General features: G+C 67.2%; 12 protein-coding genes and 2 pseudogenes. 9 read left to right on the forward strand and 5 right to left on the reverse strand.

Features of this window, described 5'->3' with window-relative positions; genetic code table 11:
• Positions 1 to 12: 12 nt before the first annotated feature.
• On the reverse strand, positions 13 to 1,038 hold the full coding sequence (locus tag MDN94_RS09020) for a GNAT family N-acetyltransferase (RefSeq protein ID WP_482725355.1): 1,026 nt from the start codon (positions 1,036 to 1,038) through the stop codon (positions 13 to 15).
• Positions 1,035 to 1,796, reverse strand: coding sequence for a phosphatidylserine decarboxylase (locus MDN94_RS09025; protein WP_482725356.1), 762 nt, complete (start codon positions 1,794 to 1,796; stop codon positions 1,035 to 1,037). The genes MDN94_RS09020 and MDN94_RS09025 overlap by 4 nt, the downstream gene beginning before the upstream one ends.
• A 308-nt stretch (positions 1,797 to 2,104) precedes the next feature.
• Here MDN94_RS09025 and MDN94_RS09030 point away from each other — a divergent pair, with 308 nt between their 5' ends.
• The 8 genes from MDN94_RS09030 (at position 2,105) to MDN94_RS09065 (ending at position 11,976) form a co-directional block, all read left to right on the forward strand.
• Complete coding sequence (locus MDN94_RS09030) at positions 2,105 to 2,842, forward strand: phosphatidylserine decarboxylase (RefSeq protein WP_482725357.1); 738 nt, start codon at positions 2,105 to 2,107, stop codon at positions 2,840 to 2,842.
• Positions 2,843 to 2,855: 13 nt separating this feature from the next.
• On the forward strand, positions 2,856 to 3,824 hold the full coding sequence (locus MDN94_RS09035; RefSeq protein WP_482725358.1) for a dimethylarginine dimethylaminohydrolase family protein: 969 nt from the start codon (positions 2,856 to 2,858) through the stop codon (positions 3,822 to 3,824).
• A 96-nt stretch (positions 3,825 to 3,920) separates the two neighbouring features.
• Positions 3,921 to 4,970 carry a hypothetical protein gene (locus tag MDN94_RS09040; RefSeq protein WP_482725359.1) on the forward strand — a complete coding sequence of 350 codons (1,050 nt, stop codon included), beginning with the start codon at positions 3,921 to 3,923 and terminating at the stop codon, positions 4,968 to 4,970.
• Positions 4,967 to 5,989 carry an NAD-dependent epimerase/dehydratase family protein gene (locus MDN94_RS09045; protein ID WP_482725360.1) on the forward strand — a complete coding sequence of 341 codons (1,023 nt, stop codon included), beginning with the start codon at positions 4,967 to 4,969 and terminating at the stop codon, positions 5,987 to 5,989. Before MDN94_RS09040 ends, MDN94_RS09045 begins: the two co-directional genes overlap by 4 nt.
• 13 nt (positions 5,990 to 6,002) lie before the next feature.
• Positions 6,003 to 7,802, forward strand: coding sequence for an aminotransferase class I/II-fold pyridoxal phosphate-dependent enzyme (locus MDN94_RS09050; RefSeq protein WP_482725361.1), 1,800 nt, complete (start codon positions 6,003 to 6,005; stop codon positions 7,800 to 7,802).
• A 20-nt stretch (positions 7,803 to 7,822) separates the two neighbouring features.
• Positions 7,823 to 9,490 (forward strand): carbamoyltransferase C-terminal domain-containing protein, encoded by a 1,668-nt coding sequence (locus tag MDN94_RS09055; protein WP_482725362.1) that lies wholly within the window; start codon positions 7,823 to 7,825, stop codon positions 9,488 to 9,490.
• Complete coding sequence (locus tag MDN94_RS09060) at positions 9,487 to 10,851, forward strand: glycosyltransferase family 2 protein (protein ID WP_482725363.1); 1,365 nt, start codon at positions 9,487 to 9,489, stop codon at positions 10,849 to 10,851. The genes MDN94_RS09055 and MDN94_RS09060 overlap by 4 nt, the downstream gene beginning before the upstream one ends.
• Before the next feature lie 21 nt (positions 10,852 to 10,872).
• A complete protein-coding gene (locus MDN94_RS09065) occupies positions 10,873 to 11,976 on the forward strand; it encodes a 50S ribosomal protein L11 methyltransferase (protein WP_482725364.1) in 1,104 nt (367 codons plus the stop codon).
• A 145-nt stretch (positions 11,977 to 12,121) separates the two neighbouring features.
• Here MDN94_RS09065 and MDN94_RS09070 read toward each other — a convergent pair whose 3' ends face one another.
• Positions 12,122 to 13,021 (reverse strand): helix-turn-helix transcriptional regulator, encoded by a 900-nt coding sequence (locus tag MDN94_RS09070; RefSeq protein ID WP_482725365.1) that lies wholly within the window; start codon positions 13,019 to 13,021, stop codon positions 12,122 to 12,124.
• 997 nt (positions 13,022 to 14,018) lie between these two features.
• Positions 14,019 to 14,586: pseudogene (locus MDN94_RS09075) on the reverse strand (nucleotidyltransferase domain-containing protein).
• 258 nt (positions 14,587 to 14,844) lie between these two features.
• On the opposite strand from MDN94_RS09075, the pseudogene MDN94_RS09080 reads away from it, so the two are divergent.
• A pseudogene (locus MDN94_RS09080) lies at positions 14,845 to 14,999 on the forward strand (site-specific integrase); the annotation flags it as partial.
• A 262-nt stretch (positions 15,000 to 15,261) separates the two neighbouring features.
• On the opposite strand, the gene MDN94_RS09085 reads toward MDN94_RS09080, so the two are convergent.
• On the reverse strand, positions 15,262 to 15,645 hold the full coding sequence (locus MDN94_RS09085; protein WP_482725366.1) for a DUF6009 family protein: 384 nt from the start codon (positions 15,643 to 15,645) through the stop codon (positions 15,262 to 15,264).
• Positions 15,646 to 15,796 lie beyond the last annotated feature (151 nt).

Raw genomic sequence — 15,796 nt, forward strand, 5'->3', positions numbered from 1 at the left:
CTTTCGCCGGAGTTACCCCGCTGCTCCATGGAAAGCAGACGTGTAGCAGACCCAGCATTCCCAGTAGTCTCGGTCCCAGTCGAACATGCCGGCCCGTTCGAAGACCTTGAGTGCGCCCGTGGGGTTGCCGGAGTCGACTGTGAACCCCAGGTGGTCGTACCCCTCGCGTCTGGCGGCCTGGTCCACAGCCGCGGTCAGATGCCTGAAGAATCCCCGCCCCCGCCACCCGGGCGGAGTTCCCAGGTAGTTGATGCGCAGTTCGCGCTGCGTCGATCGGTCGCTCTTCCACTCGTTCGCCTGGGTGAGGACGTACGAGACGATCGCGCCGGTCGGGTCGAGTACGAGGTACGAGAGTCCGGGTCGGAACATGGGGTCATTCTCGAAATCCTGCTTCCACCGCTCCGGAGATACCGCACCGTCCTCCCACTGACCGTTGAAACTGGCGTTGTGCACCTCGCGCAGCCCCGCCATGTCCGTGGGCCGCACCGTGCGCAGAGTGAAGCCCGAGGGCAGCTCCGGAATCTCCAGCGCTGACACCTCGTCCAGCTGACAGGACACCTCGTACCACCAGCGGGTGGGCTGGAACCCCTGTGCCTTGGCGAGCGACCGCAGATCCGTGTTCTCCTCCAGCGACCACACGGTGGCCGACGACTGCCGCCCGCTGGAGAGGGCCGCCTGGCGTTCACGTGCGCGCCCGCAGGACCACTGCATCAGTTGCGTACCGATCCCCTTGCGCCGGTGGCCGGGGGCCACTCCGCCTTCCAGGACCACGCGGTGGGCGCCGTCCCAGCTGAGCTTCGCGTGGACGACGCCGAAACCGGCCAGCACGCCGTCGTCGGTGAAGACGCCGACGGAGTCGCTCACCGGGTCGAGCCGGCCGTCCAGTGCGGCCTCCACGAATTCCTCCGGGTAGAAATTGGCGCTCGCCCCGTCGGTCCGCTCCGACTCCTCCATCAGCGCGTGCCAGACGTCGGCGTCGTCAGCCGTCAGCGACCTGGCTCGGTACTGAGGGGGCAACCGCAGGGCGGGCGTGCTCATGCCGGCCTCTCCTCCTTCCGTACGGCGTGGGAACCCGCTGGCTGGTGCGCGACGTGCACCAGCCTGTCGAGGCCGGCTTTCACGTGGTCCGACTCCCGGTGCACCGGAGTCAGTCGATAGCGATCGGACAGCGGGATCACCAGGTCCACCTGGGAGCCGTACCGGATCTGAGAGAAGCGGGCGCCCTGCTGTACCGGGATGTTCTGCTGGAGCCGGAAGGGCGTGATGCAGCTGACGTCGTAGTCGGCGATCTGAAGCAGCCGGTAGGTCTCCCCGAGGGCCGGTGCGTAGATCCGATTCACCATCCGCTGGTTGGGGCGCAGATAGCCGGCCTCGGACAGGTCGATCCGCAGGTCGTAGAGCAGCCGGTTCTCCACGTCCAGCATCGGCCGGTTGTACGTGTGGATCGGGGGCAGCTCCCGGTAGGACAGAGTGCCGCGGTACGGGACCCGGTTGACGTGTACGTCGAAGAACGTCATGAAGATCCCGATGACCAGGCTCTCACGGTTGTATTCCGGCTCGCGCAGCGCGTCTCGGAGACTGTACGACTCGCCCTTGATATCGAGGATCGGCTCGTCCGGCTTGACGGTCCGCTGGTAGAGAATGACGCCGTCCGCGGGCGAGAAGAAGTACGAGGAATCAACGGTTCGAGGCCGTCGCGGGTCGCGGAAGAAGTAAACGTCGGACAGCCATGCGGGCGACCGGTCATCGAGCTGCAGAACCTCGTTCTCCACCCACTCTTCCAGTGACTGCGCCATGTCCCAACTTCCTGCCTCTTCACAGTGGTGGCTGCGCGGAATGGGAAGTTCACCGCACAGTGTTCGCGAGTACTCGACGTCAACCGGTTCTACCTGGACACCAGGTGCTCCGTCACCACCGATGGCACCTTGCTGCCAGGTCTTTGACATGGGGTTCGTCGCCCGGAGAACGTGATGGGGCGGCAGGCGGATGCGCGGATTCACGGGACGAACCTCCGGGGTCCATTCGGGACCGTTCGCCGGGACCCCGGAGTTCACCGGGGTGATCGTGGACTTCTTCTCCAGCAATCGACCATGCAAAGGGCGATATGGCGCAGAGCATCGAAGAGTGGGTGTCGGACGAGGTCAAAGAGCTGAGCGACAAGTCGCCCCAATGGCTGGCTGAGAACCACTTCTTCCGCGACCCGCGACGGCCGCGGTACGTCGATCCGCGGTTCTTCTATGCGCCGGCGGACGGCATCATCCTCTACCAGCGGAAGGTGAAGCCGGACGAGCAGGTCATCGACCTCAAGAGCGTCGACTACACGCTGCGGCAGGCGCTTCGGGATCCGGATTATCAGCAGGAGAGCCTGGTCATCGGCATTTTCATGACCTTCTTCGACGTGCACACCAACCGGATCCCTTATTCCGGTTGTCTCAAGTACCGGCTGCTCGACCCGATCGCCACGTACAACCTGCCGATGATCGCCATGGAGAACTCGATACTCGACGATCTCCGCATCGATCTGAGCACCACGGCGTATCTGCGGCAGAACCAGCGGATGGTCTCCACGGTTCACTCGCCGCGGCTCGGCGGCAGCTATCACATGCTCCAGATCGCCGATTACGACGTGGACTGCATTCTGCCCTACCGGCTCAAGCAGAACTCGCCGTACCGGCAGGGGGAGCGGTTCTCGCAGATCAGATACGGGTCGCAGGTGGAGCTGGTCGTGCCCCTGTCCGACCGGTACGAGCTGGAAGTTCTGCAACCCGACGGCTGGCATGTCAAGGCCGGGCTCGACCCGCTGATCCGCGTGCACCACAAAGGAACGGACGGCTTCAAGTGATGACGGAGGACATGTGACGGACACAGCAGGCACGTCGACGGCGGTCGAGGCGGCCCCGCAGGAGATCGCCAACCCGAGCCATCTCGATTATCCGGCCTTTCTGGTCAACGCGCCGTTCTCACTCTCGGCAGAGGTGCCCAACAACGTATGGATGGAGGAACTCGCCGAGGGCGACCGTGAGATCAACCGCAGTCGGGCGATGGTGCAGTTCCTCGAGGTCTTCTCGGTACTGAGCGCGGGCGCTCTGGTGTATGTGCTGCCGACACCGCGCACGACGGGTCTCCAGGACCTGGTCTACACGGCGAACCTGGGAATCGTGCCGACCCATTTGCCGGGCGGACGCGACGTGATCATCTCGAATTTCACCTCGGAGCCGCGGCGCGGGGAAACCCAGGTGGGTGTGGACTTCTTCCGCTCCATGGGCTACCGGCCCACTGTCTCCCCGTTCAAGTTCGAGGGCGAGGCCGATCTCAAGCATCTGCACGACAACGTCTACATAGGCGGCTACGGGCAGCGCTCGCAGCGCGAAGCCTACGAGTGGATGGAGCGGGAGTACGGCATGCGCGTGGTGAAGGTCGAGATGACCGACGCGCATCTGTACCACCTGGACTGCAGCATCTTCCCCATCACCGAGCATTCCACACTCGTGCACACCGCCGCATACAGCAAGTCGGACCTCGCCGAGATGGAGAAGCACACGGAGGTAATCGACGTCCCCGAAGCGGCGGCCTACTCCGGGATCTGCAATTCGGTGCGGTCCGGAAAAACCATCATCAACTCCTCTTGTCTGGCGGACCTGAAGGCCGGAACCGACGCCTATCAGGAAGAGAAGCAGAAGCTGGACACGCTGGAACGGATAGCAGGACAGCAGGGCTTCGAAGTCGTTCTGGTGAACATCGACGAGTACTTCAAGAGCGGTGCGCTGCTTTCCTGCATGGTCATGCACCTCAACCGGTTCTCCTACGGGATTGCGCTGATGTGACGCGCTTTCGCCGGTGCGGCGCGCGCACCGGGCCGCCCACCACGGAGGAGCTATGGAATCGATCATCAAGCGAAGCAACGGTGAGATGTGATGGCCGTGACTACCACAGCCGCCCTCCCGGACCATAGGGCGCTGCTGAGCGACGCCACCGCGGCGGCGGCCGTCCGGGGCACGGGGCCACAGCGGGTGCTGGTCGTCGTACCGACGAAGGGCCGCCGGGAACGCGTGCGCCGCCAGGTCGCGGTACTGCCCGCCGGCTACGACGTGGCAGTGCTCGCGACCGCGCCGGAGGACCTGCCCTCCGACCTCTCCGAGCGCCCGGGACTGATGCGGCGGACAGGCCCGTACCCGAACGTGGGCCGATCCTTCGGCACTCCTCATCCTGACCTGTCGGCCAAGCGCAACGTCGGTCTGGCGATGGGGAGATCGGGCGGCTACCAGGCGGTCGTTTTCCTCGACGACGACGTCGAGGTGACCGCGGACGACCTGGAGGCGATGGTGGCCGCGCTCAGCCGGTACACCGTGGTGGCCCGCCCGTCCGTCGGAGTCGCCGACCATTCGATGCTCTACAAGGTGATGGGTCACGCCGGCCTCGTCGCCCCGTTCATCTCGGGCAGCTGTCTGGCCACCCGGACGACGTACGACGGCGTGTTCCCTGACATCTACAACGAGGACTGGTTCTTCATGTGGCCCGCGCTGTGCCGCCATGAGATCGGGCGGCTCGGCGACGTACGTCAGGTGGAGGTCGGCACGGGCGCCGGCGGCAGCGGCCTGCGGGCCGCCGCGGAGGAGGTCGGCGACGTACTGGCCGAGGGGTTCCTCCGGTGCCTGCACGAACTGCCCGCCGTCACCTGGGTGGAGGAGGCGGAGCGGACGCTGCGGACCGAGCAGTTCTGGTCCGGCGCCCTGCACCGGCGCCACTTCCTCTACGAGCTGGCCTACACCGTCCTCGACAGATTCCCCGGGCCCGACCGCGAGGTGATGGCGGACAGCCTGCGGGCCGGACACAGCAGCCTGTCGGAGCTGGATCCACGGGAACTCGCGGACATCGCGGCAGAGCTCTGCGCGAGCCCGGCGCACACCTTCGGCGACGGGGACGTGGCCGAGATGGCGGCGAGCGTGATGAGCGAACGGGTGAGGTCATGAGGATTCTGCTGACGGGTGCGCTCGGCTATATCGGCCAGGTCGTCGGGCCGAGTCTGGAGCGTGCGGGCCACGAGGTGACATCGCTCGACATCGGGCTGTTCCAGGACCGCATGGCTGACGGCGACCACGCCGCGGGCCATCTGTTCCAGGACGTCCGCGACATCACCGTCACCGATCTGATCGGCTTCGACTGCGTGGTGCATCTGGCCGGTCTGTCCAACGACGCATGCGCCAACCTTCAGCCGGAGGCGGCCCATTCCGTCAACGAGATGGCTGCGGGCCGGCTGGCCGCCACCGCGAAGCAGGCGGGGGTGCGCAGTTTCCTCTTCGCTTCTAGCTGCAGTGTGTACGGGCGGGCCGAGGAGGCCCGCGCGGAGAACGACGAGCCGGCGCCGCTGAGCCGCTACGCACAGACGAAGCTCGGCGCGGAGCGGCGCATTCTGGCCCACCACGGCGCTGGTTTCCAGCCGGTGGTGCTGCGTTTCGGCACGGCGTACGGGCCCTCGCCCAGCATGCGCACCGATCTGGTGGTCAACCGCATGGCCACCTGCGGAGTCTTCGACCGGGAGGTAGTGGTGCACGGCAACGGGCTGCAGCGGCGCCCCATGGTGCATGTGAGGGAGATCGCGACGGCCATCGAGGGCATTCTCGTCACGCTCCGAGAAGCCGCCGGCGAGATATTCAACGTGGCCGGCGAGCAGGGCGCCGTGCAGATGAGGGACATCGCCGCGCACGTGACCGACCTGCTCGACGTTCCGGTGATCAGCGAGGCGGTCATGACCGACGCGCGCGACTACATCGTCGACAACGGCAAGCTGCGTGCGCTGGGAATCCGCCTGGACGAGGACTTCGGAGCCGCCGTCGCGGCGACCGTGAAGGACATCGGCAGCCGCTTCACGTCCCTGGACGAGGCGCTGGGCGCGCCCCAGAACCGGGCCGCTGCCGTCATGACGCTGGTGGACGAGGGCGCCGTGGACGCCGAACTGCGGCGCCATGCCAGAAGCAGTACCGACCGATGAGGGAGACGGCCGGATGACAAATTTCGACTCGTTGGTGAGCGTGCTGCTCAGCAGCTCGGGACGGTCCCATCTGCTGGCCGAGAGGGCGATACCCTCCGTCCTCGCGCAGAGCTACCCCCACTGGGAGCTCATCGTCGTGAACACCGTTCCCGACGGCGGGCGGACGGCGCGGGTGGTCGGCTCCTTCGGTGATTCGCGTATCCGCTGTCACGAGGCGTTCCCGGAGGGGGCAGCTCCGGCGGAAGGCGGCCAGGACGCCGCTGACGCGCTCGCCACGAGCAGGCGCCGGGCCGAGGAGGTGGCCCGGGGCGAGGTCCTGGCGCTGCTCGACGAGGACGGCGAATTCCTGCCGAACCACCTCGACGACTGCATAGCGGCACTGACGAGCACCGACGCCGACCTCGTGTACGGCAGGGTGCGCACGGTCGACCCGAATCTGGGGCGCGAGACGACGGAGTACCTCGACTGGGAGTCCTCGAAGACGCGGGGGCAGTTCGGCAAGGAACCGGTCTTTTCCGCCTGCTCGGTGGCGTACCGGGCGGTATGGCGGGAGACCGGCGTCCCCGCGGGCGGTGCCGGCGCCGACCCCGACCACGGGAAGTGGGTCGCCATGCGCGACGCCGGTGCGCGGTTCACGAGCATCGGCGCGGAACAGGCCATCGACCACGGTGGCAGGAACGCGCGCCGCGTCCAGGTCTCCCTGCCGAGCCTGCCGCCCGTCGAAGAGCTGCACGCCGCTGTCGACCGGATCGCGGAATCCCGTTACGTGTCCAACTTCGGTCCCTACAGCCGTGAGTTGGAGAGCGTGCTCGCCGAGTATCTGGGCGTCGACCACGTCATCGCCACCGCCAGCGGGGACACCGCCCTGGGTATGGCCTTCACCGCGGTACGGCGCGCCATGCCGGGACGTCGCGAGGTGGTGGTTCCCAGCTACACCTTCCCCTCCACGGTGAACGCGATTCTGCGCGCCGGTCTCGAACCGGTCTTCTGCGACGTCGACCCGGTGTCGCTCGGCCTCACGCCGGAGCTGGCCGAACGGCGGATCGGCCCCGCGACCGCAGCCATGGTGCCGGTGCACTCGCACGGTATTCCCGCGGACATGCCGGCGCTGGAGAAGCTGGCGGAGCGGCACGGAGTCATGCTCGTCAGCGATGCGGCCGCGGCCCTCGGAGCGACCATCGACGGCCGCAGGATCGGCTCCTTCGGCGACATGGAGGTGTTCAGCCTCAGTGGCACCAAGGTGCTCACCAGCGGAGAGGGCGGCGCCATCGCCTGCCGCAACGAGGAACTGGCCCAGCAGCTGAGGGGGCTGGGGCGGTACGGGCTCGGGGAGAACTACGAGTGCGTCGACGCCGGAGGCGTCAACGGCCGCATGCCCGAGCTGGCGGCGGCCACAGCGTTGGCCGGAATGCGCTGCCTGGACTCCTGGCTGACCCGCCGCCGGGACTCGGCGGCGCTCTACCGGAAGCTGCTGGACACGGGGCAGGGACTGCGCGTGGTGGGGCCCGTCGACGCCCGCTCCGAGCCCACGTGGAAGGACATCTCCGTGGTGACGCCCTCGGTCGAGGTGACGGAGCAGCTCGTCGCGAGGCTGGCGGCGTACCGCGTGGAGACCCGGCCCTACTACCGGCCGCTGCACCGGATGCGTGCCTACGCGCATCTGCCCGCCGAGGACCTGCCCGTCACCGAGCAGATAGCGGACCGGCTGATCAGCGTTCCGATCTCCAATGAGATCCCGGACAGCACGGTGCGCCTCGTCGCCGGAATCCTGCTTGCCGAGTTCGGCGAGCTGACCGGCCAACACCTCATCTGAACCGCGGAGGAGTCACGTCCATGGGAGTCCATGTAGGGCTGTACGACGACCACAATGCCGGCTTCGCCGCCGTGGATGAGCAGGGCGTCGTCGGATACACCGAGTTCGAACGCATCACCCGCATCAAGAACCAGGAGGGCTGGCTGCCGGAACTGGTCGGCGCCTGCTTCGACCGGCTGCCGCTGGAGCAGCTCGAATCCGTCACCGCGCCCCGCCCCGAGCTGGTGAAGGAGCTGTTCACGGAGCGCTACGGCGCGGTGCGCAGCGGCCCGTCCCATATGACTCTCGACGGCCGCACCGTACGCGTCATCCCCCAGCCGGACCTGCACGGCTACTTCCATGTGCTCGCCGGGACCACGTTGCCGCTGGCCGGTCCCGGGATCTACCTCTCGATCGTCTTCGACGCCGAGCAGCCCCGCTTCGGCTGGATCGACCTGCGCAAGCCGCTGGAGACGCCGCGTCCCGTGGAGCTGACTCCGGTGTCGTCGGAGCGGTGGTTCAACGGGGCGGTGTTCGGCGACCTCTTCGGCCGGATCTTCTACGGCTCGGGAGATCTGAGCAACTGCGGCAAGCTCATGGGTCTCTCGGCCTGGGGCTCGGCGAAGCTGAAGCACGTGCGCCAGCTGGAGCACGTTGCCCAGAAGTCCTTCGACCCCGACGTGGAGACCTGGAACGGATACTGCCTCGGCTCCGCCGACGAGGCGCCGGCCGCCATCGCGGAGTACCTCGGCGGCTCGCCCCGCAACCACGAGCTCTCCGCGACGCTCGACCTGGCGGCGTCGGCGCAGGAGCTCTTCACCCACCACTTCATCGAGCAGGTGAGGGAGGGCGTCGCACGGACCCGTAAGGCGATCCGGGCCGCCGGAATCACCGACGAGCCGGTGGGAGTGATCTACGGCGGCGGCTGTGCCCTGTCCGTAGTGTCCAACCGGGACGTACGCGAGGTCGCCGGGCTGCCGGTGTTCATCCCGCCCTTCGCTCACGACGCGTCGCAGTTCGTCGGCGGCGCGGTGTGGGCCGGCCTCAAGTCGGGGATGCGGTGGCCCGGGGGGCTCGGCTGGTCCGGAGTACCGGAGCACACCGAGGACCATGTCAGCGTGGCCGCCGCCGTGGAGGCGGGCTACGGGGCGACCCCCGCCACACCGGCGGACGTCGCCGGGATCATCGCCTCCGGCGGTCTGGTGGCGCTGGCCAGGGGCGGGGCCGAGGCCGGTCCCCGGGCGCTCGGCCACAGGTCGCTGCTGGCCAGGGCCAACGACCCCGCGATGCGCGACCGGCTGAACGATCACGTCAAGAAGCGCGAGTGGTACCGGCCGTTCGCCCCGCTGCTGCCGCGCGAGGAGTTCCCGCGCTACTTCGGGGAGGAGGCGTCCCCGGCGTCCCGGTACATGCTGGACTCGTACCGCGTCCGGCCGGAGTTCCGGGGCCGGCTGACCTCGGTGACCGGTCCGGACGGGGTCGCCAGGCCGCAGTGCGTCGACCCGGACAGCGACCCGTTCCTGTACGGGGTCTGCCAAGAACTCGGCCGGCTCTGCGGGGACCCTGTGCTGCTGAACACCAGCCTGAACGCACCGGGCCGTACCATCGCCCACGATCTCGGACAGGTCGTCGAGGACGTCATCGAACTCGGCCTGGACGCTCTGGTGATCGACGATTCCTTCATCGACCTCAAGGGGCGCGTCCGATGACTGCCGCGGCCGCGGCTGGACCGGATGTCGTCCTCTCCGTCTGCAAGGACGAGGAGGACGCCATCGAGGCCTTCGTCCGGTTTCACCTGGACATGGGCTTCGACGCGGTCTACGTCGTCGACAACAAAAGCACCGACCGCACGATCGAGATCCTTCTGGCCCTGGCGGACGAAGGGTTACCGGTCCACCTGAGGTCCGACCACCGAGTGGGCTACGACCGCTACCTCACCGAGCACTACCACTGGGCCGGAGAGCACTCCGGCGCGCGCTGGCTGTTCTTCCTGGACTGCGACGAGTACGTGTACTTCCCGCACGGCGCGAAGCACCTGCTGGAGCGCCTCGACCCCCGGTTCAACCTGATCAGACTGCCGCAACGGCAGATGTTCCAGGACACACTCGAGTCGGACGGGGGGACCTACTCCTTCCTCCGAGCCACGACGGGCTCCATCGGCTTCGGCGACGAGCCCAGCAAGGTGGTCAGCCGCTACACCCCCGGCGCCAAGGTGTACGGGGGGAAGCACCGGATCGATCTGCCCGGGGCCTGTGAGACGTCGCCCCCGGACCTGTTCATCCGGCATTTCAAGTACCGCAGCGTGCGGCAGGCGCGTTCGAAGGAGATCAACCGGGTCGCCAGCGAGCAGGTGTTCACCGACGATGACCTGCGGGAACTGTCCGCCTTCGACACGACGGAGACCAGGAACTGGATCGAGGAGAGCAGGCAGCTCGCCGCGGCCGAGCACTGGCGCTCCTGGTTCTCCCCCCGGTGGCCCACCACCTACGACGACGTGCTGGCGCGCTGGGTGAACGCCCGGACCGGCGACCCGGCGCCGGCGTTCCCCGGGCAGACGGAGAGCCATCCGGTACCGGAGGAACGGCTGCTCCTGCACGAGACGCTGCGCAGGGTCTCGGGAGCGGACGGAGCGCTGCCCCTGCATCTGCGTGGTGGGTCGCCCGAGTTGCGCGAGCGGCTGAACAGCGAGCCGGCCGTCGTGCTCTGCGATGAGGAGAAGGCCGACGGGATCCTGCTTGCCGCACCGGCTCCGGCAGCGATCGAGGACGTCGTCGCGATCGGCCTGTGGGACCCGCGGGACACCCGCTGGATCCTCACCGCGGCGCCGCACCCCGAACAGGACGCCCTGGTGGCGGCGGTGCGCCGGGAGAGCATGCACGCCGCGGTCTTCGGCGCCGACTACTACGGGGCGGAACAGATGCGCCAGTGCGGTGCTCCGGAGAACGCCGCGGTGCTCAGCGTCGTCCCCCACCCCCACGGACGCACGGAGAACGGCGTGCTCTCCGGCGACGGCACGGCGACTCCCGGAGACCGGGTTCCGGGCGTTCGGACGCTCGGCTCAGAAGACTGAAGCGAGGAGAAGAAGACAGCGATGGCTGACGAGGAACTCACGAAGCTGCGGAACGGCACACACGACATGGTCCTGCGGACCGGGTATTCCGTCCGGGAGGAGGGGATAAGGATCTTCCCGAGCGAGGGCGAGTACCCGGTCTACAACGACGACACCTATGACGTGATGAACGACGACATGTGGTGCGACGCCGCCTACATGGAGGCCATCGAGAGGTACGTGCCGGGTCGCACGGTGCTCGACATCGGAACCGGCAGGGACGCCAACTGGGCCGTCGCGGCGGCCCAGGCGGGCGCGAAGAAGGTGTACGCGGTCGAGGTGCTGCCGGAGTGGGCGGAGGCTGCGGCGAAGACGGTCGAAGAGGCCCAACTGGGCGACACGATCACCGTCGTGACCGGCAGCTCGAAGGAAATCGAGCTGCCGGAGAACATCGATGTGTGCGTGTCCGAGATCATCGGCACGATCGGCGGGTCCGAGGGCGCCGCCGCGTCCATCCAGGACGCCCGGCAGCGCTTCATGGAGAAGACCGGGATATCCATCCCGCACCGCTGCACCACGGGCATCGCGGGGGCCTCGCTCGTCGCCCACTTCCCGGACGGCATCCTGCTGGATCCGGACGGCGTGGAGACAGTCGGGCGCATCTTCGACGCGGTCGGGCACCCCTTCGACGTCCGGCTGAGCCTGGACGGGCCGGTCCAGGAGACCCTGGTGACCGAGAGCTCCGAAGTGGAGGAACTCGCTTTCAACGGAGACCTGTCCACCGAAGGCGAGGACCGCATCAGCCTCACGGTCAACCGGGACGAACTGCTGACGGGGCTCGTTCTGTGGCCGCTGCTCCAGGCCAGGAAGGGCGGGGTGGCTCTGGATGCGCTGCGCATGGACACCAGCTGGCTGCCGCTCTATGTCCCGCTGTTCCTCGGCGGCGTCGAGGTACGGCAGGGTGACGTCCTCGACGTGGTCTTCCGTCGGCAGCTCAGCGACGATCTCCGGCACCCCGACTACGACATCACCGGGACGGTACGGCGGGAGGGAGGGGACGACATCCCGTTTGAGTGGCAGTCGCCCCATCACGCCCCCGTGTTCCGTGCCGACGGCGCCTACCGGTGGCTCTTCCCCGAGCAGTGACGCGCGCATCCCTGCCCCTCCCGGTACCTCGGCAGGCGTGCCCGGCACCTCCCCGACAGGGCACGGGAAGCGCGTGCGGGCCGGCCGACTCTGCAGGCCCGCACGCGGTTCCCGGCCGCGGCCGCTCCGCGGTCGCCCGTGCTGCTCAGCGCAGCCAGCCGAGGCGGTGGGCTGCGGCGCCCGCCTGGAACCGGCTCTCGACGCCGAGCTTGCTCATGATGTCCGCGACATGACGCCGGTAGGTGCGCAGCGAGATGTTCAGCGTCCGCGCTCCCGCGCTGTCGGTCAGACCGCCGCTCATCAGGCGCAGAACCTCCCGGTGCTTGTTGTGCAGCACGGTAGTCGCGGTCGCGCTCAGCGGGACGGCGGGCTGCCACATGGAGCCGAAGACGGAACGCATATTGCTGACCACCACAGGGTTGCGGATCAGCATCGTCCCGCCGCACGGATTCTGCTGGTCAGCAGGAACCAGGGCGATGCGCCGGTCGAGGATGACAAGCCACCCGGGAACCCGGGCCGACACTCTCACCTCCGCCTCCACAGAACGTTCCACCGTGGCGACCTCCGCCCCCGGCCGTCTTCTGCTCGGCGCCCGGCTCAGAACTCCACTGTCGTACAGCAGCCGCGCATGGAAACCAGGGTGCTTCTGAGGGAACTGGAATCCGGAGCGCGGATCGTCCGGACGAATGGTCCCGGGGAGGTCCGGAACCATCATCAGCAGTTCCCGGTCGGCCATCCGAGCATACTTCTGGAAAAGTTCGCCCATGCTTTGAGGAAGTAGGGCCATATCGCTTCTCAGTAGCGGGGCACGCGGCGTCGGGGAAGTTACCGGTGGTTTTGTCGAGCGGCCTTGCAATGCGCGCACCGGGCTGCGCAGCCCGGTGCGCACCGAAGCGGTCAATGCGCGTTCATCGGTGTTCTCTGCGGCGATCGCGGCTTCTCTCGAGATTCCCCGCCGCAGCGGCATTGCGGAGGGCATCGGATCGTAGGAGCCCAGGAGTGTCGTGGTGATCAGGCCGACGGTTAAAGGAAGTTGCAACAGCATAGTGTGGATTTCCCCTCATACGCTGCATAATTTCAGGGACGACAAGTTGGTCAGCGACGGATGTGCCTCCAGCGAGCGCGTGCCGCCCACTGGAGGCGTGCGTCGACGGAACATCGCCACCGTTCCACCGGGCCGGGTGACCGCCGGGACCGGGAGAGGATGTGACGCGACGGAATCTGACACGGAGGGCAGCCGGGACCGCCTGGGCTTCCCGTGGGGCCTGCGCCGGCCATGGCTGTGACAGAAGCGCGAGTGGTGAACCGCAGGGAATTGGTCAGTCTCCGGCCGTGACCACGTCCGCGAATCAGTAGCGCTTCATCTGTGGCACGCCCAGCCGAGGGATCTCACCCGACAGAATTCTGCGGTTCTCGGCGTCGTGGCGACATGAAGTCGCCTGCGCGGCCGCGTCGCTCGAATTCGACATTCTTGCCAAGTTGACATGACTTCCCCCATTGCACAGGCACATGAAGGGGAGGGTGCATTCCAGGTCACTCCGCGACTCACGGCCCGGAACGTACTTGCTTCCGGGTGGCGGCCACAGAATTCCCCGAGAATAGTCGAATCCCCGTCAGGTTTCGCGGCTGGTCAGGCCGCAACACCTTTTCATATGCAGTGCCATAAATACCTTGTGGAACCTCACAGGCGCACGGCTCGCACGGTCCGGTGCGCCCGCGTACAGCGGTGATCCAATCTATAACCCTTCTTGGGTATCTGCAATGCCCAAGGCTGCCGGTAGGCCCTTACTTCTCAATCGCCGGCCCGTGGACCAGCGAAGCGGGGCCGCTGGTGGCGAATGTCACATCAACGATGCCCGTTCTCGGGAATCAAGGAAACGCTTCGGTAAATGGGACTTGTTCTCGGCGTAGCCAAGCGCTCACGTTCCGATTCCGGCGGGTGTTCTCCGCGTCCGCGACACGGCCCGAGGGCGGGTGCCGATCGACCGTGAACGGCATGTCCCCGGCCCCCCGGAGTTCCGACCTTTACGATGTTCCGCCTCTCATGTCCGGCTGGCCGACAGAAGCCACAGGCGCCAGGGGTGGTCTGGCGCGATCACCTTGATCGCATCCGCCAGCCAGACGCGTTGCGACGCGTCCAGCAGCGGCAGCACCGCTTCGAAGTCGGTCTCGTCCTTGTTCCGGGTGGCCTTATGCCTTGTAGAAGAGCTGCACTTCGGGCGCCAGGTAGGGAGCCCCAGCCGGGCTCGTCCGCCCCACCCGCTCGATAGGAAGCCGGATCTGCGGGGCGCGCCGTGAGACCGATTGGTCGCCCTCAGCCTCATGCTGCATGAGCTGCACCGACCAGGGCGCCACCGGCGTGCGCCGATACCAGATGTCGTGAAGCGGTGGGGGCAACGCCTCCCCGGAACGCCACGGTCGTAGCTGCCCTTGGCCGGGTGGGTCTGCTACGTACAGGTCCCATTCGACCAGGAGGTCGCGGGCGAGGGCTTGGTCGCGACGGAGGACCAGGACGTCGAGATCGGCGTGCGGACGCAGCTCACGACCGACCGCGAGCTCGATCGCGTATCCGCCGGCGATCCACCAGGGGAAGGTCGCCTCGGCGAACACCTCGGCGACTTCTTCGGGGCTGTCCGGCACCCAGCGCCCCAATAAGAGGTACAAGTTCGCCGATGCCGGTGAGTACGGCAGCAACCACCGCACTCAAAATCTGCGAGCCCACAGCCTCCGCAATGCTCTCCACGCCCCTCGCTCCCTCCGCCCTAGCAGACCTTGGCGTTCGCCCTGCGGTCTGCCTGTTCGGTCCTGATCTGGGCCGATCCGTCTGAGAACGGACCCGAGTCGGTGCTCACGCGGTCGGCGGAGCGGCTTTCCGGCCGTGGCGTGCATTGGAGGAGATCTCTCGCCTCGTGGGTCACTCCGGCACAGCCGTCACCGAAAAGGTCTATCGGAGGCAGATCCGGCCCCGGATCCAGACCGCCGTGGTCATGGACGGCATCTTCAAGCGGGCGGGGAAAGCGTAGTCACGCAGATAGACACTCAGACGAAAGAGGTCAGGCCACCTACTGCGAAGGTGGCCTGACCTGGTGTTTCAGCTGTCGGGGTGGCGGGATTTGAACCCACGACCTCTTCGTCCCGAAGCAATTCGATCACCGGGGCTGCCTGCGGCAGGAGGCCCGCTGACCTGGGGTGACAGTCCCGGGGCGTCCGTGATTGTTCGCCGCAGTACGCGGTGGTTGTAGCGCAGTTAGACACTCACCTTCACCCCATCCGCGCGTACCTTGCTCATTCCACGGTCGGTGCCTCGTTCGTGGAGAGCGGTCCTCCCCAGGCACGCTCGGTCAGCTTGCCCCACACGCCTGGCTCGACCGTCCTCGGATCGACCCCCTCTGTCGGGGTTCCGGTCTCGTAGACGCCTTGAGGCTTCTCAGACCGGTCGTGTTCCTTGACCCAGAAGACCCTCCGGCTGAACATTCCGGGTGGGTCGCTGGGCGCCTTGGGCTTGAGGACTGAGTAGCCGACGCGTCGACCAGGACCGCGCCATGGCACAGGGCGTCGGCGGGTGCCGGCGCTGGGTTCTAGGGTCTCGCGCACGTAGTCGAGGGGCGTAATGTCCTCGGTCCAGACGATGCCGTCCTCATGCTGGATGGCTTCGGGGTCCTTGCTCATTCAGTTCCCTCCCGGAGGCTTGGTCGAGGTGCTTCCCCTCATGACCCCTCGTCATTAATGAACAACGACGACGAGGCATGGCGGAAGTCGCCTTCGGTGCCCGCGGTCACCAGGGTCGGCCTCGCCGACGGATTTACAGACTCCTGCCGTT

The organism is Streptomyces sp. WAC00040 (assembly GCF_056835925.1).

Bases quoted from the DNA above. Each gene is read 5' to 3' on its own strand.
- MDN94_RS09020 (WP_482725355.1), bottom strand. From the start codon at position 1,038: ATGAGCACGCCCGCCCTGCGGTTGCCCCCTCAGTACCGAGCCAGGTCG.
- MDN94_RS09025 (WP_482725356.1), bottom strand. From the start codon at position 1,796: ATGGCGCAGTCACTGGAAGAGTGGGTGGAGAACGAGGTTCTGCAGCTC.
- MDN94_RS09030 (WP_482725357.1), top strand. From the start codon at position 2,105: ATGGCGCAGAGCATCGAAGAGTGGGTGTCGGACGAGGTCAAAGAGCTG.
- MDN94_RS09045 (WP_482725360.1), top strand. From the start codon at position 4,967: ATGAGGATTCTGCTGACGGGTGCGCTCGGCTATATCGGCCAGGTCGTC.
- MDN94_RS09050 (WP_482725361.1), top strand. From the start codon at position 6,003: ATGACAAATTTCGACTCGTTGGTGAGCGTGCTGCTCAGCAGCTCGGGA.
- MDN94_RS09055 (WP_482725362.1), top strand. From the start codon at position 7,823: ATGGGAGTCCATGTAGGGCTGTACGACGACCACAATGCCGGCTTCGCC.
- MDN94_RS09060 (WP_482725363.1), top strand. From the start codon at position 9,487: ATGACTGCCGCGGCCGCGGCTGGACCGGATGTCGTCCTCTCCGTCTGC.
- MDN94_RS09065 (WP_482725364.1), top strand. From the start codon at position 10,873: ATGGCTGACGAGGAACTCACGAAGCTGCGGAACGGCACACACGACATG.
- MDN94_RS09070 (WP_482725365.1), bottom strand. From the start codon at position 13,021: ATGCTGTTGCAACTTCCTTTAACCGTCGGCCTGATCACCACGACACTC.
- MDN94_RS09085 (WP_482725366.1), bottom strand. From the start codon at position 15,645: ATGAGCAAGGACCCCGAAGCCATCCAGCATGAGGACGGCATCGTCTGG.